This is a genomic window from Paenibacillus pinisoli (assembly GCF_003605435.1).
GTDB classification, from domain to species: Bacteria; Bacillota; Bacilli; order Paenibacillales; family Paenibacillaceae; genus Pristimantibacillus; species Pristimantibacillus pinisoli.
In genome coordinates this window covers 89,902-114,916 of sequence record NZ_QXQB01000004.1, presented here as the reverse complement: position 1 = coordinate 114,916, position 25,015 = coordinate 89,902, and the positions used below count along the sequence as shown (strand labels likewise).

The window sequence follows — 25,015 nt, the reverse complement described above, 5'->3', positions numbered from 1 at the left end:
GAGCGGAGTCATTCAAGATGATTGGGGAACAAAAAGAAAACTCGCCAATGCTAAGGCGAGTTTTGCTTCTTATATGCTAAGCGAAAATCTAAGCAACCTCCGTTACTCGCTTATGGCTTTCTCTACCGCATAGTCTTCTAGCGGAATAGCTGCCTGTTGATTCATCGCTAACTTGGCTAGCTGCTCTCCCAGAAAGGGTCCCATCGTTAATCCGGATGAACCGAGCCCATTAGCAACAATGAGTTTCTTCCATCCAGGAACCCTTCCTAGCACCGGAAGAAAATCCGCAGTAAATGGACGGAATCCTACTCTTATCTCATTCAGGCTGCAATCCGCAAGACCGGCAGCTGTTTGAAGACCTTTATTTAATAATTCTTGCATTCCGCCTGCGGTTACAGAAGTATCGTATCCAGCAACATCATTTTCATGAGTAGCGCCTATCACGATATTCTGATCAGCAAATGCAAGTAAATATTGATCGGTTGGCGGCATGACAACAGGCCATTGCTCAGTGTTCTCTTGCCCGGTATAATGCAAGTGCATGATCTGCGCCTTTTGATAACGCACATTGACCATTATCCCAAGCGGATGAAGCAGTGCATTGGACCAGGCACCTGCGCACACCATCACCTCATCAGCCCTGAATGTCTGTTGTCCAACTCTAACATGGCTAATTTCATGATGATCATGCTCTAGAATAGCGTCCCCCTCGATCATTTGCGCTCCATTACGCTGTGCAGCTCTTAATAACGCTTCACGCAATTGGCGTCCATCCACTCTTGCCGCACCCGATACATGCAGAGCATGATAACCTTCCGACAATAATGGAAACTTCTCTTGCGCTTCACGATCCGTCAGCAGCGTAAGTTCGCCTATTTCAGGGGCGTCCTCCCTGCGAAGTTCCGCTCTTTCTTTGATTGCGAGCAGTTTATTTAAGTCATCATGAATACATATCGCGCCCACCTTCGCATAACCAGTCCCTGCATTTCCCGCTTCCTCCAACTCCTGAATAAGTGACGGATAGAAGCTTGCTCCCGCTTTCGCAAGACGATACCATGCTTTATTCCGGCGTTGCGACAACCATGGACAAATAATTCCCGCTGCTGCATCCGTTGCTTGTCCTGCATCTTTACGATCTATTATGATAACTTCAGCACCTAACTTACTTAGCTGGTATGCCGCTGAAGCCCCTAAAATTCCTGCGCCGATTACAATAACCTTTTTCATTTCTGAAATCCTTTCTGCCGTGTATTGATTAAGCTTAATATACGAATTTCACACTTTTTTGAACTTTCCTATTTTTATTATAGCAAATAATAACTAATAACCTCAGTCTAGACAGGATCACCAATACTAAAATTAATTCCATGTACTTAAGATGGTCAATGAGTAATCTAATTGTGTAATTAGCATATTGTTGGGCAGAACAAAAATCCAACTTTGAAATGTCCGATTTCTGATATGGCTTACGAAACCAACTCGACGAAGAATTTGCGTTAGATTCAGAAGCTACTCTAGTCCGCGATTTTAGCGGTAGATTCAGAAGCTAAGTTTCCATTCGAAGCTTAAATCTGCGTACGAGCGAACTCTGGTCACATCGCTACAAGCGATGCAATCTATCGCGAATTTGATCAGAGAATATTAGCAAGATTAATTCATTCAATTCATTACTCCTTAATTCATACGCCTTGAATCAGTAGAGACTTCAATGCTATACTCGAAGCAACGGACATGAAGCACATGCCGCTTTGATACTTAAAATGTATCGAAGCGGCTTTTTTATTTTTCAAGTGATAAGGAGGGGCAAGTATATATTTAAGAAACAGTATGAGCAGTGGATGCAGATTCAGATCGAGCAGGAAAAGAATCACCGAAGACGCGAATGGTTGCAAAAAGGATTAAGCCACGGGACGGTGGAAATGCTGCGTTCCATTTGGTATCCAGTTGTCGGCAACTTCGACTATTTACATCCCGAATGGGAAGTTCGTGATTTCAATAACGGGTACAGGTATCTCGATTTGGCTTTTTTACCGGGAAATATGAAAGGAGATATTGAAGTTCAAGATTACCGGTCGCATGCCCGAGATTTGGACACACGAAGGTTTAAAGATCTGTGCCGCAGACAAAGTTTATTGTCTCTCGATGACTGGGTCTTCTTGCCGATTGCGTACTTGTCGATTCGGGAAGAACCCGAATTTTGCAAGCAGCTGATCTTATCGTTCATTGGAAAGTTTCTGTCGTTCGAGGTGGATGCCCGGTTGAATTGCTTGGAAGCAGAAACGGTTAGATATGCGCGCAGATTACTCAAACCTTTTACGCCGAATGAACTTGCTGTACATCTTCGGGTTACAGATCGATATGCTCGAAGTGTATTACGTAATCTGGTAGATGCCAATCATTTAGTAGTGGCAGGCGGAAACATAAGGTATCGGACTTATCAGCTTAATGTTGGCGAGAATTTGCGTAGCTTGGATGATGGCGAAAGTTTGCGATGCTTGCATCGGGCTAACGGAACTAAGAAGCCTTATTTGGGCCAAAGTAGTCGAAAATTAATTCTAACGGAACTCAAATGCGTTATTGATGCTAATTTCTTGTTTCTCGCCTCAAATTGCTTAAATAGTGCCGCTGAGTTCCGTTACATTTTAACGTGGCTCTTGTTTATCATAATAAGATCGTTCTGTTCCGTTACGTTGGAATTTGAGGAGTTTGTGGAGCCTAGGAGGATACTTCTTGGCTTATTGCCTCTTTGTATCATCATGGGATGTCCGAATCTGCTGACGAAGCCGAATCGACGAGGACTTTTAGCGGTAGATTCAGACGCCGTGCTCCTCCGTTCGAAGTTATACAGGATGACTTTTCATCCACTCCGTCCACGCGGACTGAACCCCGGGGTTCGCCCCCTATGGGCTACCACCATAATAAACAGAAAACCACATCCAATGGATGTGGTTAAATTGTTTATTATGGTGGAGCCTAGGGGGATCGAACCCCTGACCTCATCGCTGCCAGCGATGGAATGGTTGTCCGATGTAGTCCGATTAAAACCGCGGAAGCTTTGTTCTGACTAGGTTTCTGAGGACCGCATTCCGAAATTTCGCCCCATTCGATTAAACAAGATTGTATGCCAATTCTTCCTTAACAACATCGACAATTAGACCTACAAAGCTGGAAAGCTCTTGCTCATTCGGACCCTCTGCCATAACTCGAACAATCGATTCTGTGCCTGAAGGGCGAACTAGCACTCTTCCGTTCCCGCCCATCTTATGCTCTACTGATTTGATGGCTTCTTCGATCTTTTGATTCCCTGCCAGCATCGACTTGTCCTCTACTTGAACATTCACCAGAAGCTGCGGGTACTTGGTCATGCACTCAGCAAGCCCGCTTAGAGACTCGGATTCGGACACCAGCACATCCATTAACTGGATCGCACACAACATGCCGTCTCCAGTCGTATTATAGTCCAGCATCACAATATGGCCCGACTGTTCCCCGCCCAGGCTATATCCGCCTTGTACCATTTCCTCCAATACATAGCGATCTCCGACTTTGGTTTGTTTAGCCTCTATTCCATTTTTCTCCATCGCCTTATAGAAGCCCAGGTTGCTCATCACAGTAGAGACCACCGTATTGTTATTCAAACGATGTTGCTTCTTCATGAATCCGGCCAGAATGAAGAGGATGTGGTCCCCATCAACGATCGTTCCCTTCTCATCGACGGCAATGAGCCGGTCCGCATCTCCGTCAAAGGAAAGGCCTAAATTGGCCTGATGTTCCAAAACAGCCTGTTGAACCGCTTCAGGGTGCGTAGAGCCGCATTCTTTGTTAATATTTAACCCGTCCGGTTGATGCGCCAGGACAACCGTGTCGGCACCCAAATCGCGGAAAAGCTGCGGAGCGAGCATCGAAGCTGCCCCATTGGCACAATCCAATACCACTTTAAGCCCATCGAACCGATTTTTAACCGTAGACTTTAAATAAGAAATATAGGCTTGTCCGCCTTCGAGATCATCCTGCACCCTGCCCACATCGCCGCCAATTGGACGTGGAATCCGATCTTCATCCGAATCAAGGAGCGCTTCAATCTCCGCTTCCATTTCATCCGATAGCTTAAATCCGTCTCCTCCAAAAAATTTAATCCCGTTATCCTCCACAGGGTTATGAGAAGCGGAAATCATCACCCCAGCATCCGCTCCCCTTGTTTTCGTCAAGTACGCTACGCCTGGCGTAGAGATAATCCCTAAACGTACAACATCTGCACCGATTGACAACAAGCCTGCAATAAGAGCAGCTTCCAGCATTTCTCCTGAAATGCGGGTATCCCGTCCAATTACAATTTTAGGTCGCTTCCCTTGCTTGCTCCGAGTCAGCACATATCCGCCTGACCGGCCTAATCGAAATACCAGCTCAGGAGTCAACTTACTGTTTGCTACTCCTCGTACCCCATCTGTTCCAAAATATTTACCCATACGTATCTTTCCTTTCCTTACGATTTCGCGGCTTCTCTCCACCTTTTGTAGTCATGGATGGAAAAGCCTTGATATCCGGTATGCCACCGCATGACCATATGGCTCAACTGCATTTGCCGATGCATGCTGGAGGTGCCACTTTCATAAAAAGAAATATGCTCCCCTTCATCAGAAGGAGCCATTTCCAGACCTATAATTACAGGTTTCCCTGCTCGAGTTCCTTCTTTAATCATCGGCAGAGCATTGGCAATAATGCCGTTCTCTCCGATCGCGAAATTCCGGTAATTCATGAGCACCACACCGTCGAGCTGATCGATCATCCAGGAACCGACGCTCTCGCTATCGCTGGCAGGAATCTTATGAATCCAAAAAGGAAGATCGGCCGATACCCGCAAGGACGTGTCTTTCTTTGCTTTTTTAACCAAAAACTCCACATTCCCCATCCATTGGCGTACGATATCGTCACGATCCTGCTTCCATTCCTTCAACAGATAAGGTTCAATGTCCACGTGGATGCCGTCAAATGCGGCTCGTTCACCTGCAGCAAGCTGATAGTCTTTAATCCATCCAATAAAGGATTCAATATCCTGTTGATATTCGGTTAATCCCCAGGCTGGATCTCCTCCTAACGCTTCGACTTCAATCCCTAATCCGTGAGCTTCTTCGATGAAGGCTCGATAAGGTTCAAAGTCTCTGGCTTTGCGGTCGACATGCAGGTAGATTACATTCACTCCTTGCTCTTCGGCAAAGGCGAGCATTTCGTTTTTGTCCTTCATCAAAGCCATTGTATCCCATACCCAGGTTGCCTTAACAGGCGGCTTTTCGGATCCCCATTTCAGCATAAGAACCGCCCCGATCACCATGCAGGGTAGCAAGGTAATCAGGATAATTTTAAATAATGGCATCTTTCTTCGAGTTACGAGCTTAAGCACCAACAGGAACTTTCGCAGCTTTTTGATTCATTCCGGTTCCCAGCTTATGAATGTTATCCGACTCGATATCTGCAAAGGCATTACGTGTATCAATGATCGGAACTCCAATTTCGGCTAACTCATGATAGCTGAAGCTTCGATGATTGGTAATCAACACCAAGCAATCGTATTGGGAGAATGCATCTGGGTCGTATTTTACCGTCTGAACGACGTGACCTTGCTCGTCTTTGAACGTAGTTGCATACGGATCGTAATACTCGACTTTCGCTCCGCTTTTTTTGAACAATTCATAGATTTCCAAGCCGGGAGATTCACGCAGATCGTCGATATCCGGCTTATAGGACATACCTAATAGCAGCACTCTCGAGTTGCGGATTGATTTCGCATATACATTTAAGACTTGAGCCGTTTTGTTGAGCACATATTCTGGCATATTATCGTTAATAGATTGGGCCAATTCGATAAACTTGCTATAGAAACGGAATTCTTTTGCTTTCCAAGACAAATACATCGGATCCAGCGGAATGCAGTGACCGCCGATTCCCGGCCCCGGATAAAAGGACATGAATCCGAACGGCTTCGTAGAAGCAGCTTGAATAACTTCCCACACGTCAATGGCCATTCGATCGCACATCATGGCCAATTCGTTGACGAAAGCGATATTGACGCTGCGAAACGTATTTTCAAGCAGCTTTGACATCTCCGCTACTTTCGGAGAAGAAACCGGAACGACAGTTTTGACCACGTTGTTGTAAAGCATGACGCCTAGTTCTTTGCATTTCTCGGTAGTTCCGCCAATGACCTTGGGCGTATTGTACGTATTGTAATTGGGATTACCCGGGTCCACGCGTTCCGGCGAGAAGCATAGGAAGAAATCCCGGCCTGCCGTTAATCCCAGAGCCTCAAGCTCATATTCAATTAATTCTTCGGTCGTTCCGGGATACGTCGTGCTTTCTAGGACGATCAAGGTTCCTTTTTGGATATACTTCTTGATCTCATTCACAACGCTCACGATAAAGGAGGTGTCTGGATCTTGGTGTTCGCTGAGCGGAGTCGGCACGCAAATGCTGATCGTATCCAATTCCCGAATCGTTTCGAATCGGTTCGTTGGCACAAATTTCCCGCTGCCCACGGCATCGGCCACCATAGAATTTGGCACATCTTGAATATAGGACTCCCCATCAAGAAGGGACTCTACCTTACGGTTATCCAAATCAATCCCATAGACGGTAAAGCCGCCTTTCACCATTTCCATCGTTAATGGCAATCCTACATACCCTAGACCAATGACGCCTACCTTCGCCGTTTTACTTTGCAGTTTTTCTTTTAAATGGTTGTAATTCATATCGTATCCGCTCCTCTCGAATTCACAATTTTAATTGTTTTTAGTCAATCTCTTAATTTTCCATTCTAATTCAGAGATCGAAAGAGGTTTTGTCACGTAGTCGGCAGCTCCTGACTCATAAGCACGACTCATGTTTTCCGTGAGCTGCTTGTCTGTCAGAACGATAACCTCGCCTTCATACGAGTTAGTAGCTTGAATCTTGCGGATGAGTTGATATCCATCGATGATAGGCAAATTCAATTCGGTAATGACGAGGCCCGGCAATTCTCGAACGAATACATGGTAAGCTTCTTGTCCATCTTTGGCCTCATGTACGCGATACCCCTTTAACTCCAGCCGGGTCTTGATAAATTCACGTATAATATCGTCCGTATCGACTATAAGAACGGATGCGGCAGCATTGGCCCCCGTAAAGAAGTGAATGTTTCCTTCCTTCCCTTTGCTCCGAATCGCTTGTAGCATGAATTTCTCGATCGTAGACTTGGTCGGGTTCCCGCTCTCCGGAAAGCTGGATACAATCAATTGCCCTTGCAGCAGATGCTGATCTTGGAGAAAATCTTTTAGCACCAGAGACGCGTAATGGGTATTGCCCATGGTTCCATTGTCCAAAACCGCACACAGCACCTGATTAGGATCGTCATAGAAAAATTGGACCGAAAGAGAGGCATCGTTGTTGCTCATAAGTAATTTTGCCTGTTCGAGTGTTTTGGGGTTCATATTCTTGCAAGGAGCCAAAATGACTCCGCACGAAGCGCTCTTCTTGGTTGCCAAATGAACGAATTGTAAAAGCTGCAGCGTAATTTCCTGAATGTTGTTTCGAATGACAATGGCCACATTCTCCACTCCTTTTATCTATATACTTGATATTATTTGTTGAAATTGGTTCTAACCATCGTTCCCCACGAATTATTGTTGCGGAAGAAGTCGATGTGTCCCATGAATCTCCATAGAACGCCAACTTGACGATAACCGAGAAACATAAGGAAAGAGTAAAGCATCATTTTATTGAGATCACTCAGTTTAGGATAACGGCTAAAAGCTTTTTCCTCGATAAATAAAGCGCCAAGGCTAAGAATGAAGCAGGAGAAAAAGTTCACCAGCATAAACACAACGACTGTTTTCCAATCCGCCATATTAAGCAGCCAATAACCGATCATGGCGATTAGCCCGCTCAGACGGATATAAGGATTTAAGGTTTCAAATAGGATGTTATAAGGAATTGTTAACCATCCGAACAATTTATAACGGGGGCGGAAGATCATATGGATTCCTTCCTCGATCATGTTTTTTAAGTTACCGCGCCCCCAGCGCATTCGCTGGCTGCTTAAAATCCGGTACGTATCCGGTGCTTGTGTCCAACAAACAGCATCCGGACAAAAACCGACGTGATAAGGTATATTGTTCTTCAAGCAATAACGATGCAGCTTGATGACGATGTTCATATCTTCCCCAGGGTATCCGCCGCGGTACCCGCCTATAGCTATCACTTTATCCTTCTGAAAAACGCCGAAGGCGCCGGATACAATAATTAATCCGTTAATGGAGCTCCAGCCGATCCGGCCGCCTAAGAAAGCTTTGATATACTCAACGTTCTGGAGGGCAGGCCACATTTTTTTGGGAAATCTGATGTTTTTGACCATCCCGTCTTCTACCGTACAACTGTTAACGATTCGAACATTTCCGCCGACCGCTACCGTATCTTCGGGGTTTTCCATATATACTCTGGCGATTCTTGTCAGAGCATCTTTTTCCAAAAGTGAATCCGCATCAATCGTAGAAATCAAACCATAGTGAGAAAGGTTAATCCCTGCATTCAAGGAGTCCGCTTTCCCCCCATTTTCCTTATCGATGAAATACAAGTTTGGATATTCAGGATTGTGATAGTAACCTCTGACCATGTTGGTTTTAATATGTTTTGCAACATAAGGCTTGATTTCTTTTAGTTGAAACTCATCGATCATAATTTTGGCTGTATCGTCTTTTGAGCCGTCATTAACGACGATGACCTCATATTCCGGATAATTCAAAGCCAATAAATTTCGCACATTTTCCTTAATCATTAATTCTTCGTTATATGCCGGAACTAATATGGACACCGGCGGTACGTGTTCAGAACCTGATAGCTTTCGTACGCGATTGTATTTTATCCCTCTTTGCAGAGGGTAAGTATGACGAATCGACAAACCGAAGATTAGGAAATAAATGAACGTTATAATGAGTCCATAATACATGGCAAAGTAGCCGTATCCCAATAAAAAGTCGCGCAAGAAGTCCATTGCTTGTTGTAAATAATATTCCAGAAGCCTCATGCTTTGTTCCCTCCTAAACCTATAAGCTATACAACACGATAGATTCGTTTGTTCTTGCCTAGCGTTTTTTCGTAATGGTAGGCGAGCGAATTATATCGTGTTAGTTTAACAAGGTCATGGAGCTGTACCGAAAGAAATTTGAGTTCTTCCTCAATAAGCATTTGGAGGTATTCCCCTTGCTCTGACCCTCTTACTTCTGCAGTGACTCCGCATAATGTGGCTATGCCTTCTTCTCCAAGAAGCAATAACCCTTTCGCACTGGCAGCGGATACTCGCTTGCTTTCATCCAATAATGCGTTTTTCATGACATCGATATACGTAACCAGCTTCTGATCGGCGATCGCCCCAATCGTAAGGACACGCAGTTCATCCAGCGGATGCTGAAGCAGCTTTTGAACGACGTTTCTAGGTATAAAGTGTACTGATTTGAAATAGATTTCCACGGCCATAGATTGAATCATTCTGTCCTCGGAATCGATGAGACGATAGACAGCCGATGCTACCGTCGGCTCGGTATAGTCTCTCAATCCGCACAGTCCGATTAGGATATACTCATTGCTATCCCGTTGAATGAATTCAGCAAACAGCGCCCCATGTTCGATATCCGCTTCCTTAATCATGTCTACAAGCAAATCATAAAATCCTTTGTTATGGCTCAGAAGGAGCTTTACCATTTCCTTCACATCCTGTTCATTGCGAGCGCATTTCGCAATCGACCGGGCGATGACAAAGAGGGAAGAATTCAGCTTATGCGTTGCGAGAAGCTGGAGTAAATCCGGAACAGCTTCCTGCACTCTCATACAGCCTAAATGATACGCCGCATCGATTTTCACAGCATAAGAGCCTTTTTTCAAACGATCCAGATGATAGTGCACCAGTCCCAAGCGTTGGCACAGCTCCTTACCTTTTTCGCGAGGTGTTCCGGTAAAATTTTCGATCATATCATTCAAGCGTTCCTGCAATATTTCTTGTTCTACTTTGTTCAAAGAAAACGGCGGTGCCTGCAGCGGTTCTTTTCCTTCGATATTGACCAGGACATAGGTAAAATAATCTTTGAATTTGACCTCAAACCTGCGTTCTATTCTGGTTCTTCTCAACCTTTTGATTTTTATGGCATAAACCGCGGCGACGAATACAACATTCAAAATAATAAGAACATACAAAAATTTGACTGCAACTTCGAAGTTGATATACACAAATAAAATCCTTCCTTCCTTTATTTATGCTCGGATACCGGTTGGTTCACTTCACGCATCGCTTTTTGCATAATCGAATAACTTTGTTTTGGGCGTTCCACATATTTGACGTCGATATCTTCCCATCTTTTCCAGGTGTAAAGCGGAAGTTTCGATATCGGATAGGGATTGTTGCCTTCGAGGCCGATAACTTCCTTCGAATCGTTGCGGACGATCCATGGAACAATGCGAACGCCCTCGACTTTCTCGGATTCGAATTGTTTCGTTCCCGTATCTTTGTAACTAATGGCGCTGAGTGAGCTTGGATCACTGAATCCTAGCAGCATCCATGGAATACGAATCTCCAATATATTGCCTTTTGCCTGCCACATTGCCTTCGAATTATAGTTCGGATCTTGCGGATTGCTAGTTCCTCTCAGCAAGTTTCCTACTTCGATATCGCCGAAGGGATGATCGACACGGGAATCCGGATATTCGAGCAAATAATTGACGACCAATTTCCATGGGTTAAAGAGTCCGCTATCGTCTTGAAAATGTTTTGGATCGTAAGCTAATATTTTCGACAGCTTGCCATAGATTCGGGTATGGAAGTCATAATTGGAGGCTATCATCATTTGCCCTTTATCCTTGTTTCCGAGTTCGATTAAGGTTTCCAATCCTTCATCCAGCGTCTTTTCTTGGAGCTGCGGTGCATGGCGGTTGCCACCCTTTAATGTGTCGAATCCTAAATAGACGGAATTTTCTGTTAAATCTAAAGGTTCAGTTAACTTGGCCAAGAGATATAAATATCCTTCATCATGCGTAGCCCATATCTCATTAAAACCTTTCATTTGCATATCTAGCTTAGTCTTATCCCCATCATCGAGCTTGTCCCAGTCTGATGAATCCCCGTCAATGTGAATCACATCATCTTTACTTGGATACATACCGAGTATTCCAAAATGCGATTCATTCGTGAGCGTGTTATACCAATAAGCCCGCCGGTCAGGAATGTCGTAGTTTAACGTGTTCCAGGTTTTCTTAAACCACTCGTCCTGCCATGTAAACAAGATCGCGCCGGAGTATCCCTCCTGATGGATTTGCCGGAACATATCCGCATCCATTTCCCCTTGTGTTTTGTCGTCGTGTCCTCCCTGATTGCGCCCCAGCATGCCTGTATGGGCAATGCCTTGTGAGGCGGGAACTCCAAATTCCGTAATCATAACCGGCATATCATTATGGTATTCCTTCAGCTTGTGAAGATAGGTTTTGTAGCTATCCACTTCACCTTTATCATTTTTCATCGTTTGAAACGATTTGTCGAAGGTAAAGAAATCAGGGTAATACGGGTAAACGTGATAGGAGGCAAAATAACCGGCATCCCAATCTACGGCTTCGATATGCGACGGATCCACACTGACCATATCTTCAGTAATTAATGGCTCACCTGGATGCTCAAGCGGGTCGGTAGTCACCCAATTCGAGAATGCGATCGGATGCTGCCATCCGTGCTTAGCTTCTGTTGTGGCTGTTATGTCGACCATCTCGGCCAACCATTTTTCGAAGGGACTAGCATCAGATTTGCTTTGAAAATGTTCTCCCTTATAATCAGCTGCACCCGAATTGTTCTTATTCGTTTTATCCACCATCATAGGATCCCATTCTGTGCCGACGATCCATCCCATGAGATAGGGCCCTGCATTAAACACATAATTGCCGCTGGCTTTTCCGGAATGCGCCTCAGCTTCAAGCTCGATATTTCCGTACACCGCTTCTACTGCCTCTCGAACCTCCTTTTCAAACTTCTGTTTTACTTTCGGGTCAAAGGCGTTTTGGCCTGCAATTAATTGTTCTTCTGGACTCCATACCCCTTGAATGAAAAAGAGCGGATTATCCTGATGCTTCTCATTGTACCGGACCAAAGCTTCGTAAAACTCCGGTTTTAGAATGGTGTACACGCGAATGACGTTGGCGCCCATATCTTGAATCATTTCAAACCATCTCATATAGTCATCCCTCGAAATCTCAAGCTCGCCGGGGAAATGTCCTGGAACAGCTGCTCCCATATTGACCCCTTTGGCAAAATAGGGATTCCATGACTGGTTTTGAAATTGTTCAATTTGAGTTCCGTTCGTTTTAAATTTCACCTTATATCCTTTACCGATTTCGGTGCTTTCTACCTTTGCCACAGGCGGCATCAACCAATAAGCGACAGCTCCTCCCGCGATTATAAAAACAAGTCCTATTTTGAAAAAACCACTTTTGAATAACTTTTTCATTGCCCTCTTCCTCATGTCTGTATTCTAGTCATATGTTAAGCATTCATATATACGATCGGTCGGCTTGAAGCCGCTTGCTGCGCCTCAATACTGTAGCATAAGGCGACAAGCCCGCTCAATAAAATCTGGGCCTATACGACATTAATAAATTTTTAGAACTCTAATAATTATTCATTGCAAAACAGAAAGAACAGCCTGCGAATGCAGGCTGTTCTTGGGATTATGAAAGTCAGGATAACAGATATCAAAATCTCATAAATAGATAGTTAATCTGGGATTTATGGATGGGTTCTACCTAGGGGTTGGGACTTGGTAAATGTGGCTCCAAATCAATTTTTTCCCAGAATCGATCATCATCAGATAACAAATAATTCGCATTCAGATGATCTACCAGTGGTGCAATCTATCGCATACTTGGTCAACAGAGTATTTAGAAAAGTTATCAATTCAATACACCTTCTTGCATGCACCTTGAATCACAACAGACTTCAATGCTATACTCGGACCAACGGACATGAAGCACATGCCGCTTTGATACTTAAAATGTATCGAAGCGGCTTTTTTATTTTTCAAGTGATAAGGAGGGGCAGTATATCTTTAAGACAAAGTATGAGTTATGGATGCAGAATCAGATCGAGCATGAAAAGAATCACCGAAGACGCGAATTGTTGCAAAAAGGATTAAGCCACGGGACGGTGGAAATGTTGCGTTCCATTTGGTATCCAGTAGTCGGTAACTTCGATTATTTATATCCCGAATGGGAGGTTCGTGATTTCAATCACGGATACAGGTATCTCGATTTGGCTTTCTTACCGGGAAATATGAAAGGAGATATTGAAATTCAAGATTACCGGTCGCATGCCCGTGATTTGGATACACGAAGGTTTAGAGATCTTTGCCGCAGACAAAGTTTATTGTCTCTCGATGATTGGGTCTTCTTGCCGATTGCGTACTTGTCAATTCGTGAAGAACCGGAATTTTGCAAGCAACTGATTTTATCGTTCATTGGAAAGTTTCTGTCATTCGAGTTGGATGCCCGGCTGAATTGCATGGAAGCAGAAGCGGTTCGATATGCACGCAGACAACTCAGACCTTTTACGCCGAATGAACTTGCTGTACATCTTCGGGTCACAGACCGATATGCTCGAAGTGTATTACGTAAACTGGTAGATGCCAATCATTTAGTAGTGGCAGGCGGAAACATAAGGTATCGGACTTATCAGCTTAATGTTGGCGAGAGTTTGCGATGCCTGTAAATTGGCGAGAATTTACGAAATTTGTATGTTAGCGAGAGTTTGTAATGCTTGCATGGGGCTAACGGAACTAGGAAGCCTTATGTAGGCCAACATAGCCGAGAATAAATTTTAACGGAACTCAAAAGCGTTAGTGATGCAAATTTTTACGTTTATCACCTCAAAATGCTCAAATAGCGGCACTGAGTTCCGTTACATTTTAATTTTGCTCTTGTTCATCTTAATAAGATCATTCTGTTCCGTTAAGTTTCACTTTGGCCCTTGTACATAGTAATAAGATCGTGCTGTTCCGTTACGTTGGAGTTTATGGCATCAATGGAGCTTAGCTGAAAGAAGAGATACTTCTTGGATTACTGCCTCTCTGTATCGTCATGGGATCTCCGAATCCTGATTGTATGCTGACGAAGCCAACTCGACTGTGACATGGTGCGAATCTCCCAGTGCACGATTTTTAGCGGTGGATTGGGACGACTGCTTCTCCGATATGCAGATTCAAGGGAGCACATTGATTCATTTGTCCGCACGAACTGAACTCGCCCCTTGCGAATCTCCCATCGTGAGAGGCGGTGTTGCTTGAAAGCTGCCAACCACCTCCTTCGGGCTTCCACCATTTGATACTAGCCGGCTAAATTTTTAGATATTGGACTTATCAGCTTAATGTTGAAGAGAATTTGCGATGCTTGGATGTTGGCGAAAGTTTGCGAAGCTTGGATGTTGGCGAAAGTTTGCGAAGCTTGGATGTTGGCGAAAGTTTGCGATGCTTGGAAGTTGGCGAAAGTTTGCGATCCTTGGATGTTGGCGAATGTTTGCGATGCTTGCATCGGGCTAACGGAACTAAGAAGCCTTATTTGGGCCAAATTAGTCGAAAATAAATTCTAACGGCACTCAACTGCGTTATTGATGCAAATGCCTTGTTTTTCGCCTCAAATTGCTCAAATAGCGCCGCTGAGTTCCGTTACATTTTAATTTGGGTCTTGTTCTTCGTAATAAGATCGTTCTGTTCCGTTAGGTTGGAGCTTGTGGCAATTATAGTGCCTATTGGCCTAAGAGGATATGCCTCAGCTTATTGCCTCGTTGTATCTTCATGGAATATCCAAATCCTGATTGTATGCTGACGAAGCCAACCTGACGATGACACGGTCCGAATCTCCCAGCGCACGTCTTTAGCGGTGAATTGGGACGCCGTGCTCGTCCGTTGGAAGCCTCTTCTTCGAAGCATCCCTATCACTTCCTGCACGCGAACTGAATCCCGGGGTTCGCCCTCGTGAAGGGCTCCATCAAACACAAAAAAACACGCCGTTACTTGGCGTGTTGAAGTTTGTGTTTGGTGGAGCCAAGGGGGATCGAACCCCTGACCTCATCGCTGCCAGCGATGCGCTCTCCCAGCTGAGCTATGGCCCCGTGATTAAATTAGCGACAAGATAGATCATACCATGGGAGGAAAGCGATGTCAATTGCCTTTTGGCAGGCATCATGCCCGCTCCGCTTATACTCCTTCTTAATAAATAATGCAGGCACCATGCTCAATCCGCCTCACACGCCTTCTCAATAAATAATGCAGGCACCATGCTCGATCCGCCTCACACGCCTTCTCAATAAATAATGCAGGCACTATGTCGATCTACCTCATACGCCTTCTCAATTTCTCTACCTCGTTCAACAAAAGAAGCAGGGGAGACCAACGCTCCCCCGCTCTATATTTGCTTTTATTCCACGCGCTAACCCTTATCCCCGCCATTAAGCGGATGCTTATGCAGCAGGCTGTTGAGCTCCTTCATGAACATGTCGATGTCCTTGAATTGGCGATAGACAGATGCGAAGCGGACGTAGGCTACTTCGTCGACCGGATAGAGCTGGCTCATGACGATGCCGCCGATCTCGCTGCTGTCGACCTCTGCATGTGCTGTCGTGCGAAGCTCCTTCTCCACCTCGGAGACGATCACTTCCAGGCGCTCGACTGGCACGGGGCGCTTCTCGCATGCGCGGATGAGGCCGCGAAGAATTTTGTCCCGGCTGAATTCCTCGCGGCTGCCGTCTTTTTTGATGACGATTAGCGGTGTTTCTTCAATCATCTCGAACGTCGTGAAGCGGCGGTTGCACTTCTCGCACTCCCTGCGGCGGCGGATAGACTTGTTTTCGTTGGCTGGACGAGAGTCCAATACCTTGGTTCCCGCATAGTCGCAATACGGACATTTCATAGTGATATCCTCCCTTCAACTTACTGTTTCATCAGAATACATCCTTACACGTTAACTCAATCCATGAAATCCCATTCGTTTCCTGTAATGAACTTTGGAATATCGCGCATAATACAGTTACCAACCGCAAGGAGGTGAACATCAATGAGCGCATCCCGCAGCAGCAACCAATTGGTAGTACCGCAAGCGACAGCAGCTCTGGACCAACTGAAATATGAAGTTGCACAAGAGCTGGGTATCGCGATCCCACAAGACGGCTACTATGGCAACATGGCAACGAGAGACGCAGGCTCCATCGGGGGTTCCATCACCCGTCGCCTGGTTCAAATTGCTGAACAATCCCTAGCCGGCACAAAATAATGATTCATCTGTATGAATAACGAAAGTCTTGGAGCAGCTTGTCCAGAAGAGATGGGCTCTCCAAGGCTTCCTTAACGTTCAATGGTCATATGCGTCCTAGAAACGGGGATACAAATCCTTGTACTTATTATAATAGTAAAAGACCCGTTGTACATAGTGCCGCGTCTCGCCGAACGGGATGTCGCCTACACTATTCATGCTCCCGTCCCAGCTTCCGCCATCCAGCCACTTGCGCACATTGCCAGGACCGGCATTGTATGCGGCTACGGCTGCCACTGGATTTTGCTCGAATTGCGCATGCAGGGAATTGAGATACCAAGCCCCCACTTCAATACTTACATCCGCCCGGTGACGCAAAATGTCATCATCCACCTTGGCGAATCCCGCCCTCTCCACGACCCAATGAGCCGTGTCCGGCATAATCTGCATTAATCCCAAAGCGCCCTTCTTAGACTCGCGGCCCGTGACATAATTGGATTCTGCACGTATGATGGCTGCGATCAGATGAGGCTCAAGATCGTAATTCGATGCGCTTGCCCGTATATCTTCCTTATAATAAATCGGATACATCCATTCTGCTAACCAATCAGATTTCAAGAACAAGATGGCGAGTAGACCTAGTACCAATACAAGAGCGTACCGTTTCTTCATCCGCACTCTCTTCATCCCGGCGTCCTGACTAGACGATTCCACAACGCTTGAACCTGAACCTGCGTCTCTTCGGCCGTCCCGCTATTGTCAATTACCCAATCCGCCCTCTTGCGCTTCTCTTCGATATCCATCTGCAAAGAAACCCGGCGTCTCGCTTCCTCCTCGTCCATCCCATTGCGCTTCATCAGCCGCTCAACCTGCAGCTCTGGAGGCACGTAGACTACTAGTATGCCTTCATACAGCTCGGCTTGCTTCGTCTCATACAGAAGCGGCACATCTCCTATGATCAGTCCATTAGGCTCCGCTTCTGCATACGTATGTATCTGGTCCCACATTCGCTTCCGTACAGCCGGATGCGTGATGGCCTCCAGCTTGGCCAGCAGGTCAGGATCCTTAAAGACGATATTGCCCAGAGCAGTCCGGTCCAGCGTGCCATCCGGCTGAAGGACAGCTTGTCCGAAGAGAGAGGCGATCGCCTCAAGCGCCGGCTCTCCGGGCCGCACGATCTCGCGTGCGACCGTATCGGCATCCACAAGCCTTGCGCCAAGCTCGACGAGCATGCGCCCGACGGTGCTCTTGCCGCTGGCGATTCCGCCGGTCAAACCAATGATCATTGCGACCACCTCCATTTATAACAGCTTCATAATGCCTATCATAATCAATAATATGCCCGGCACATACGACAGCACATGCATGCCTTTCCTTGCCGCGAACCGCATGCCGATCCGCGTGCCCGCGACCAGGAACAGCGCGCCCGCGGCCGCAATGACCAGCGGCGTCAGAAGCGTCGGAAGCCCCAGCAGCGCAGCGCCAAGACCTGCGCCGAACGCATCCAGCGACAGGGCAACGCCCAGCATGACGGCTTCAGAAGACGAGATCGTGCCCGACCGGTCGACGTCCGCTGCCTGCGGCGTGCGCAAGATCTGGATCACCAGCCCCAGACGCTTCAGCTCCAGCTTCAGCACTTGGGCCGTCTCTGCGGCGGCTGCAATTCTGGCGGGTTCGCTTCCCGTTCCTTTGCCATCTGCCGCCGAATCAGGGTCGTCGTTGCTTTTGCCCCGCACCAGCTGGATGAGCGCCCAGCATCCGATTGCGATCAAGATAGATGCGCCAATAAGCGACGCGGCTGATTCAGAGATATACTTGCCGATCCATCCTCCAGCCTGCATAGAGAGCCAAATGATAAATCCGGAGCAGCATGCGATAATGAACACCGACAGAAAAGGGATGCGGATTTTCCTGAGGCCATAGGTCACGCCGACGCCAAATCCATCCAAGCTAACGGCAAAAGCAAGCACGACCAGCGATATCAAATGTGCAATCAACGTAAAGCTCCTCCCCGCATGAGCGGATGGCTGTTACACGGCTCATCTCCCGAGGGGCCTGCGACAGGGCATCCGCCTATCGTTCGTAACATCATCATATGCGGGGGTTCTGCCTCGGTGCACAGATAGCGGCAAATTGGATTATGGCTTAGCCGGCTTAGCTTCCTTCATCGGCTGGCACTTCGTGCAGATATGCGTGCCTCTGCCGCCGACCACAAACTTGTGAAGCGGCTTGCCGCATGTATTGCAAGGCTCATTCTTCCTGCCGTACACATGGAATTGATGCTGGAACATGCCCATCTCACCCTGTCCATTCACATAAGACTTGATGGACGAGCCGCCGGCATCTATCGCCCGCGCAAGGGTGGAGCGAATCGCCTCATGCAGCCTCTTCCATTCCGCTCCAGTCAGGCTACCAGGCGACCGCTCCGGATGAATGCGCGCCAGATACAGCGACTCATCCACATAGATATTGCCAAGTCCGACGATCAGCTCTTGATTAAGCAGCAGCGGCTTGATCTTGGTCGTGCGCTTCTCCAGCTTGCTCTTCAGCACATTCACTGTAAAAGCATCGTCCAGCGGCTCGATGCCAAGCTTGTTCAGCGGCGGCAGCTCCAGCTCCTCGCCCGTCTTGAAGATATGCATCGTGCCGAATTGGCGTACATCCTTGTAGCGGAGATCGGTTCCATCATCGAAGTGGAAGATTACATGCGTATGAAGCTCTACCGGCTCATCCGCCTTGTATACGCCGTAGCGTCCTTCCATCCTCAGATGCGATACCAGCACCAGTCCGTCCAGCACAATGCGGAGGAACTTCCCTCTGCGCTCTACCGTTTGAATCGTATGGCCGGCAAGCGCGTCCGAGAATTGCCCCGGATCGGCCGGCCTTTGTATAATACGCGGCAGCTTCACGGTGACGGACTTGATCCGTTTGCCCGCGACAAGCTCCAATAATGTTCGTCTAACCGTCTCTACCTCTGGCAGTTCAGGCATGTCTCCTCACCTCAACAACCATTATACTTCATTCAAGCCTGGCGCGCCTTATATGGGGCTTACTTCGCCTCATACCAATTATCTCCGAAGCTGACGTCCGCCTTGAGCGGCACAGACAGCGCGAGCGCATTCGACATCACTTCCGGCAGCAGCGACTTCATCAGCTCCAGCTCATCCGGCGGCACCTCGAATATCAATTCGTCATGCACCTGCAGCAGCATGCGGCTCTTCAGGCCGCGCTCGCGCAGCGCTTCGTCCATCTGCACCATCGCCAGCTTGATAATGTCGGCGGCTGTGCCTTGAATCGGCGTATTCATCGCCGTCCGCTCGGCGAACGAGCGAAGATTGAAGTTCGATGCCTTGATCTCCGGCAAGTAACGGCGGCGGTCCAGCAGCGTCGTCACATAGCCGTCGCGCTTCGCCTGGGCCTTGATATTGTCCATATAAGCCCGCACGCCCTTGAATACGCTGAAATACTGCTCGATGAACTGGGCTGCATCCTTGCGCGTAATGCCCAGGTTCTGAGACAAGCCGAAGTCGCTGATGCCGTATACGATGCCGAAGTTGACGGCTTTCGCGGAGCGGCGCATATTGCTGTCCACTTGCTCAGCCGTTACGCCGAATACATCCATCGCCGTCTTCGTATGAATGTCCATATCATGGATGAACGCTTCCTTCAGGTTCTCGTCATCGGAGATATGGGCGAGCACGCGCAGCTCGATCTGCGAGTAGTCGGCAGCAAGAATCGTCCAGCCTGGCTCCGACGGCACGAATGCCTTGCGGATCTGGCGGCCTTCCTCCAACCTGATCGGAATGTTCTGCAGATTCGGGAACTGGCTGCTCAGTCGCCCGGTCGCCGCGATCGTCTGGCGGTAATAGGTATGCACCTTGCCCGTCTCCTCGCGGACCTCCTTCAGCAAGCCTTCCACGTACGTGGATTGCAGCTTCGAGAGCTGGCGGAAATGCAGGATAAGCGGAATGATGTCATGGTAAGGAGCAAGCTCCTCCAAGACTTCCGCATCGGTGGAGTAGCCGGTTTTTGTTTTCTTTTTCGCAGGCAGGCCCAGCTTCTCGAACAGAATCTCGCCCAGCTGCTTCGGCGAGTTGATATTAAACTCCGTGCCTGCAAGCGTGTAGATCTCGCTCATGATGCGGGAGAGCTGCGACTCCAGATCCTTGCCCAGGTCCTCCAGCACGCCCTTCTCCACCTTGATGCCTTGATGCTCCATGCCCGCAAGCACGCGGGAGAGCGGATGCTCCAGATCAAAATACAGCTTGCTCATACCTCGACTCTTCAGCTCTTCGGTCATAATCGGCACAAGCCTTCTGACCGCATCCGCCTTCAGCGCCAGATGGCGGTGAAGCGCCTCCGCGTCCGGCACCTTGAACTTGGCGCCTTTGCCATAGACGGATTCGTCGGACGGTACGCCGCTCAGTCCTTGGCGGTCATGGATCGCGCTTAGGGACAGCGCGCTGTCCGTCGGATCGAGCAGATACGCGGCGAGCTGGACATCGAATGCCGCGCCGCCAAGCGCAAGCCCGTTCCAGCGCAGCGCCAGCTCCGCCTTATGCGTATCGAAGCCGAACTTCGGCTTGCCTTCATCCGCCAGCCACTCGCGGAAGCCCTCTGCGCCCGAGCCCTTCACCGTCTCCATAGAGAGAACGAACACTTCATCCTCCGTAGCTACAGAGAGGCCAAGCAGGTCCGCATGATGCGGGTTCTCGCCGATCGCCTCGATATAGAGACCATGCTTGTCCGAAGCCAGCAGCGCCTTCACCAGACGCTCCAGCTCGCCGGAATCACCCTCTGCCACAACGGTAATATTGAGCTCTGCCAGCGCAGCCTTCGCTTCGGATTCCGTTGCGCCGCTGTCCGAGCTGAGCGACAGCTTCTCGATCAGCGACTTGAACTCCAGCTTGCGGAACGCCTCGCCTAGCTTATCATTGTCGTAGCCGCTCCAGCGCAGCTCTTCTGTATCCCGCTCCAGCGGAACCTCGCGGAAGATCGTCGCCAGTTTTTTGCTCATGATCGCATCGTCCTGGTGATTCTCCAGGTTTTCCTTCAGCTTGCCCTTGAGCTTGTCCAGATTGCCAAGCACATTCTCCACCGAGGCATATTCATGCAGCAGCTTGAGCGCCGTCTTCTCGCCAACGCCAGGCACGCCTGGAATGTTATCGGACGTATCGCCCATAAGCCCCTTCAGATCAATAATCTGCAGCGGCGCAAGGCCGTATTTCTCCTGAATCGACTCCGGGGTATACAGCTCCACTTCGCTGACGCCCTTGCGCGTCACGGCGACAGTAACGCCGTCCGAGGACAGCTGCAGCATATCTTTGTCGCCGGTCACGACGACCGTCTTCACGCCGCGCTCATCCGCCTGCTTCGTCAGCGTGCCGATAATATCATCGGCCTCGTAGCCGTCGAGCTCGAACTGGGAGATTCCGAAGGAAGCGATCAGATCCTTCAATACCGGGAATTGCTCCGACAGCTCCGGCGGCGTCTTCTGCCGGCCGCCCTTGTATTCGCTGTAGCCTTCGTGGCGGAACGTCACCTTGCCCGCGTCGAATGCGACCAGCACATGCGTCGGCTTATGCTCCTCAAGCAGCTTCAGCAGCATCGTCGTAAAGCCAAAAATCGCGTTCGTATGCTGGCCGGCCGAATTGGTCAGCGGCGGCATAGCGAAGAACGCGCGGTATGCAATGCTATTTCCGTCAATCAACATCCATTTATCCATAAAAAGAAGAAGCACCCCGTTTCTCCAAAGCTAAACATCCTACTTCCTATCATACCACAAAATGGGCTCTTCCCAAGCATCGCAGGTCCGGCAAGCTTGGAAAAAGCCCTTAAATTATGACGGGAACGGTCCCGGCCTACCCAGATGATAGCCTTGCGCATAGGGGATGCCCATCCTAAGCAAAGCCGCAAGCTCCTCTTCCTGTTCGATGCCCTCGGCAATAAGCGGAACGCCAAGCTTCGCGCCTACCTCTTGAAGCGTATGTAGAATATGCGCCTTCACGTCGTCCTGATGAATGTGATGGATAATAGAACGGTCAACCTTCAAGTAATCGGGCCGCAGCTCCACGATCGACTGCAAGGAGGAATACCCGGCTCCCACATCGTCGATCGCAATCTGGTAGCCTTGATTGCGGTAATGCTGCAGCGCCTTCTTCACAGCCGGATAATCCTCGATCGAGCTTCGTTCCGTAATCTCGAAGACGACCTGATTCGGCTGCAGGTGATGGCGCCGGAGGAAGCTGAGCGTCCTTCCCGGGGAGAAAGACGGATCCTCCATAATTTGCGCCATCACATTAATGAACAGCTTCTGGTTGGGCGCAAGCTTCAGGCAGCCGTCGATCGCCCGCTCTCGCGCAATCCGGTCCAGCGAATAGACCGCGCCTTCCTCCCCCGCGAAGCGGAACAGCTCCATCGGGCCGCGGAATACGCTGTTGTCTTGAAGACGGGTCAAAGCTTCGTAGCCGAATACGACGGCTTCGCCGCCAAGCGCGACAATGGGCTGATAGACGGGGTAAATCGCCCGCTCGGCCAAGATGCCGCGCAATGCTCTGCGCTGAAGATGGCGATTCGAATCTCCATCTTGGCGGGCCTGGACAATTGCCCGTTTTGCCGCTTCATACCAGATGGATTCCGCGTCGCCAGTGCCGCCTCGGCACTCCAGCACTGCAACTCCGGCATTTACTATGCCTTGACTGCCCGTTCCCGCACTTATGAGCTGCTCCAGCTCACGGGCTGAGAGCAAGGCATGCTGCTCCAGCAAGCTCTCCCAACGCGCCTGCTCCTTGCCCTTAAGCCATGCCCTGAGAAATAAATCATCATGCTGCCAGCACCACTCCATCTTAAGCGCCATCTCCTGCAAGGAGCCCGGCAATACTTGCTCCGCCATCCTTCGCCATTGCTCCCGCAAGCTGCAAGGAGCCTCCGTACCGGGCCTATTGCCCGGATTCTGCCATGACAGATAGATCAAGCCCGCAAATTCGGAGCCTTCTGGAATGGCCGCAGCGTGCTCTGCACCAGTCCTATTCTGCTGTATGTTCACCGTCGATTCGTATCCTCTCTATGCTGCTATTCCGTTAGGTGCTCCATCACACATATGCTGCCTTTTATCGACTTGGCGCTTTTCTTCAGTCTTGCGGCTTGCTTGGAGATAAGGGCCGGACTGACCGGGGCCTCTCCCTCCCATACGAGCACCGACAGCGACAGCGATACGCCTGCTTGCTCGACCATATTGCCGCTCCTGTCCGTTACCGAAGTCACCTCTTCACCGCCATAGAACCGGCGAATGCCCCGGTCGAACAAGCCGATCAGCTCGCTGCAAGCCGCCTCTGCCTTATTAGGATCTACAAGAGCAATAAAATCGTCGCCGCCGATATGTCCGATGAATACGTCTGAACCGCCCATCGAGCGCAAGACGCTCTCCATCAACTCGGCCAAGTAGCGTATCAGCTCATCGCCAAGTCCAAACCCGAAGAAATCATTGAACCATTTGAAAAAATCCATATCCGCGTACACCATGGCGAACGGACGTTGCCCGCCAATCCGTCTCGCCAGCTCGGACTGGATGCCGCTGTTGCCCGGCAATCCCGTAAGCGGATTGGCCGACCTGGCCTCCTCTGTCCGAAGAGCCGTCATGCACTCCAATATGGCCCGGACAGAAGCCGCTCCCATAAGCTGGCCGTTGCGTGTAATAATGACCACATCGTAGAGCCGGTAGTGGCTCCTCTCCATGGCAAGCTGGGAGACGCGCTCTACCGCCATGCCCTCATCCACAATAAGCGGCTGATTGTCCATAATGCGCTCTACCGACCGGTTCCAGTACAACGGAAGGCCGTATTGGCCGGCCAGCATTTGATGCAGCTTCTCTCTCATCAAGAGCCCTGCCGGCTCCCCGTCCCTCACTACGACAATGCCTGGCACTTGCGCATCGGTATCGAACAAGTAAGACGCCTCTGATACATGCGCATAGGATGCGATGGCTGCAATAGGAGACGCAAGCGTCCCAATGGTCTGCACGCCAGGCCGCGCAAGAACCGGGTTCCCTTCCCGCACGGCTCTCCTTAAAGCCGATACAGTCTGAGCTTGCGCCCTATCCGTGTCCCATGATTCAGTGTCAGCATGTTCCCTCGCCGTCTGAATCGAACGGAAGACAGACGCTTCCGTGCGAGTCTCCTGAGCAGGCTCTACCGCGCACAGCCCGATCCGCAGCCCTGCGCCAGCGGCGACCGCCACACCTCCGCTGCGCATGCCTGCTGCGCCGATACGCTCGCGCAGCAGGCTTGTCCATTGACTTGCCCCATGCGGACTCCAATCCTCCTCAGGCAGCATCCGCAGCAAAAAATAATAGTCATGCTCCAGCCGCATCTTCCAGAACACCCGTTTCGCTTCATCCTGCCAGCTCTCTATCATGGCCGAGGAGTCGTCCTCCGGAGCCTCGGCATGCATGTACAGGACGGCTACGCCGCAGCCTGCGCTCCATTGCTTCCGAATGGACTGAATCATTCCTTGATGCAGCAATCCCAAGCCGATCTCGCCCATGCGAATCCCCTCGATGCCAGAAATGATGAATCGTAATGTTTCCTTACTCCCACCATACCGGATTTTTGTGAACATTGATCTATACAATTGTTAGGGGCGCGTAAAAATATAGGGGAAACCGCGACTTTTCACCTAGTTCTCCGTCACTCCTGTCCCTCGGCACAAAAAAAGACAACCT

At 49.1% G+C, this 25,015-nt stretch carries 18 protein-coding genes and 2 tRNA genes; 2 read left to right on the top strand and 18 right to left on the bottom strand.

From position 1 onward, the window contains the following. Nucleotides 1-102: 102 nt before the first annotated feature. From D3P09_RS17685 to D3P09_RS17645, 9 genes are all read right to left on the bottom strand, one after another. The gene (locus D3P09_RS17685; protein ID WP_120112682.1) at nt 103-1,227 is read right to left on the bottom strand and encodes an NAD(P)/FAD-dependent oxidoreductase; all 1,125 of its coding nucleotides are present in this window, start codon (nt 1,225-1,227) and stop codon (nt 103-105) included. A gap of 1,737 nt (nt 1,228-2,964) precedes the next feature. Next, nucleotides 2,965-3,036 (bottom strand) — tRNA-Ser (locus tag D3P09_RS27745). Nucleotides 3,037-3,107: 71 nt separating this feature from the next. Continuing rightward, the gene (gene glmM, locus D3P09_RS17675; protein ID WP_120112681.1) at nt 3,108-4,466 is read right to left on the bottom strand and encodes a phosphoglucosamine mutase; all 1,359 of its coding nucleotides are present in this window, start codon (nt 4,464-4,466) and stop codon (nt 3,108-3,110) included. A gap of 17 nt (nt 4,467-4,483) precedes the next feature. Beyond that, complete coding sequence (locus D3P09_RS17670; protein WP_120112679.1) at nt 4,484-5,308, bottom strand: hypothetical protein; 825 nt, start codon at nt 5,306-5,308, stop codon at nt 4,484-4,486. Nucleotides 5,309-5,390: 82 nt separating this feature from the next. Further along, nucleotides 5,391-6,743 carry a nucleotide sugar dehydrogenase gene (locus D3P09_RS17665; RefSeq protein WP_120112677.1) on the bottom strand — a complete coding sequence of 451 codons (1,353 nt, stop codon included), beginning with the start codon at nt 6,741-6,743 and terminating at the stop codon, nt 5,391-5,393. Between the two features lie 30 nt (nt 6,744-6,773). After that, entirely contained in the window at nt 6,774-7,577 is an 804-nt protein-coding gene (locus D3P09_RS17660; RefSeq protein ID WP_120112675.1) for a response regulator, read from the bottom strand. 32 nt (nt 7,578-7,609) lie between these two features. Next, nucleotides 7,610-9,010, bottom strand: a complete 1,401-nt coding sequence (locus tag D3P09_RS17655) for a glycosyltransferase family 2 protein (RefSeq protein WP_120113326.1) — start codon at nt 9,008-9,010, stop codon at nt 7,610-7,612. Nucleotides 9,011-9,078: 68 nt separating this feature from the next. Then, nucleotides 9,079-10,248 (bottom strand): hypothetical protein, encoded by a 1,170-nt coding sequence (locus D3P09_RS17650; RefSeq protein WP_120112673.1) that lies wholly within the window; start codon nt 10,246-10,248, stop codon nt 9,079-9,081. 20 nt (nt 10,249-10,268) lie between these two features. Beyond that, complete coding sequence (locus tag D3P09_RS17645; RefSeq protein ID WP_120112671.1) at nt 10,269-12,506, bottom strand: hypothetical protein; 2,238 nt, start codon at nt 12,504-12,506, stop codon at nt 10,269-10,271. 620 nt (nt 12,507-13,126) lie between these two features. Here D3P09_RS17645 and D3P09_RS17640 point away from each other — a divergent pair. Then, complete coding sequence (locus D3P09_RS17640; protein WP_120112669.1) at nt 13,127-13,762, top strand: transcriptional regulator; 636 nt, start codon at nt 13,127-13,129, stop codon at nt 13,760-13,762. A gap of 1,322 nt (nt 13,763-15,084) precedes the next feature. Here D3P09_RS17640 and D3P09_RS17630 read toward each other — a convergent pair. Both D3P09_RS17630 and nrdR read right to left on the bottom strand, forming a co-directional pair. Beyond that, nucleotides 15,085-15,160: transfer RNA gene (locus D3P09_RS17630), tRNA-Ala, on the bottom strand. A 317-nt stretch (nt 15,161-15,477) separates the two neighbouring features. Then, the gene (gene nrdR / locus D3P09_RS17625) at nt 15,478-15,957 is read right to left on the bottom strand and encodes a transcriptional regulator NrdR (RefSeq protein WP_119802497.1); all 480 of its coding nucleotides are present in this window, start codon (nt 15,955-15,957) and stop codon (nt 15,478-15,480) included. Nucleotides 15,958-16,101: 144 nt separating this feature from the next. Here nrdR and D3P09_RS17620 point away from each other — a divergent pair, with 144 nt between their 5' ends. Beyond that, the gene (locus D3P09_RS17620) at nt 16,102-16,317 is read left to right on the top strand and encodes an alpha/beta-type small acid-soluble spore protein (protein ID WP_120112665.1); all 216 of its coding nucleotides are present in this window, start codon (nt 16,102-16,104) and stop codon (nt 16,315-16,317) included. Nucleotides 16,318-16,413: 96 nt separating this feature from the next. Here the strand turns inward: D3P09_RS17620 and D3P09_RS17615 are convergent, their stop codons facing one another. From D3P09_RS17615 to D3P09_RS17585, 7 genes are all read right to left on the bottom strand, one after another. Continuing rightward, nucleotides 16,414-16,968: a lytic transglycosylase domain-containing protein gene (locus tag D3P09_RS17615; protein ID WP_424452454.1), complete on the bottom strand. Its 555-nt coding sequence runs from the start codon at nt 16,966-16,968 to the stop codon at nt 16,414-16,416. Between the two features lie 11 nt (nt 16,969-16,979). Further along, nucleotides 16,980-17,582: a dephospho-CoA kinase gene (gene coaE / locus D3P09_RS17610; RefSeq protein WP_120112661.1), complete on the bottom strand. Its 603-nt coding sequence runs from the start codon at nt 17,580-17,582 to the stop codon at nt 16,980-16,982. A gap of 15 nt (nt 17,583-17,597) precedes the next feature. Then, nucleotides 17,598-18,293 carry a sporulation membrane protein YtaF gene (ytaF, locus tag D3P09_RS17605; RefSeq protein ID WP_207892512.1) on the bottom strand — a complete coding sequence of 232 codons (696 nt, stop codon included), beginning with the start codon at nt 18,291-18,293 and terminating at the stop codon, nt 17,598-17,600. A 141-nt stretch (nt 18,294-18,434) separates the two neighbouring features. Continuing rightward, nucleotides 18,435-19,286 carry a DNA-formamidopyrimidine glycosylase gene (mutM, locus tag D3P09_RS17600; RefSeq protein ID WP_120112649.1) on the bottom strand — a complete coding sequence of 284 codons (852 nt, stop codon included), beginning with the start codon at nt 19,284-19,286 and terminating at the stop codon, nt 18,435-18,437. Between the two features lie 59 nt (nt 19,287-19,345). Beyond that, a complete protein-coding gene (gene polA, locus D3P09_RS17595) occupies nt 19,346-22,021 on the bottom strand; it encodes a DNA polymerase I (RefSeq protein ID WP_120113324.1) in 2,676 nt (891 codons plus the stop codon). A gap of 114 nt (nt 22,022-22,135) precedes the next feature. Beyond that, nucleotides 22,136-23,341: an EAL domain-containing protein gene (locus D3P09_RS17590; protein ID WP_120112647.1), complete on the bottom strand. Its 1,206-nt coding sequence runs from the start codon at nt 23,339-23,341 to the stop codon at nt 22,136-22,138. A gap of 26 nt (nt 23,342-23,367) precedes the next feature. Further along, nucleotides 23,368-24,837, bottom strand: a complete 1,470-nt coding sequence (locus D3P09_RS17585) for a GGDEF domain-containing protein (protein WP_165867484.1) — start codon at nt 24,835-24,837, stop codon at nt 23,368-23,370. Between the last annotated feature and the right edge of the window lie 178 nt (nt 24,838-25,015).

Bases quoted from the DNA above. Each gene is read 5' to 3' on its own strand.
- D3P09_RS17685 (WP_120112682.1), bottom strand. From the start codon at position 1,227: ATGAAAAAGGTTATTGTAATCGGCGCAGGAATTTTAGGGGCTTCAGCG.
- glmM (WP_120112681.1), bottom strand. From the start codon at position 4,466: ATGGGTAAATATTTTGGAACAGATGGGGTACGAGGAGTAGCAAACAGT.
- D3P09_RS17670 (WP_120112679.1), bottom strand. From the start codon at position 5,308: ATGCTGAAATGGGGATCCGAAAAGCCGCCTGTTAAGGCAACCTGGGTA.
- D3P09_RS17665 (WP_120112677.1), bottom strand. From the start codon at position 6,743: ATGAATTACAACCATTTAAAAGAAAAACTGCAAAGTAAAACGGCGAAG.
- D3P09_RS17645 (WP_120112671.1), bottom strand. From the start codon at position 12,506: ATGAAAAAGTTATTCAAAAGTGGTTTTTTCAAAATAGGACTTGTTTTT.
- D3P09_RS17640 (WP_120112669.1), top strand. From the start codon at position 13,127: ATGCAGAATCAGATCGAGCATGAAAAGAATCACCGAAGACGCGAATTG.
- nrdR (WP_119802497.1), bottom strand. From the start codon at position 15,957: ATGAAATGTCCGTATTGCGACTATGCGGGAACCAAGGTATTGGACTCT.
- D3P09_RS17620 (WP_120112665.1), top strand. From the start codon at position 16,102: ATGAGCGCATCCCGCAGCAGCAACCAATTGGTAGTACCGCAAGCGACA.
- D3P09_RS17615 (WP_424452454.1), bottom strand. From the start codon at position 16,968: ATGAAGAAACGGTACGCTCTTGTATTGGTACTAGGTCTACTCGCCATC.
- coaE (WP_120112661.1), bottom strand. From the start codon at position 17,582: ATGATCATTGGTTTGACCGGCGGAATCGCCAGCGGCAAGAGCACCGTC.
- mutM (WP_120112649.1), bottom strand. From the start codon at position 19,286: ATGCCTGAACTGCCAGAGGTAGAGACGGTTAGACGAACATTATTGGAG.
- polA (WP_120113324.1), bottom strand. From the start codon at position 22,021: ATGGATAAATGGATGTTGATTGACGGAAATAGCATTGCATACCGCGCG.
- D3P09_RS17585 (WP_165867484.1), bottom strand. From the start codon at position 24,837: ATGGGCGAGATCGGCTTGGGATTGCTGCATCAAGGAATGATTCAGTCC.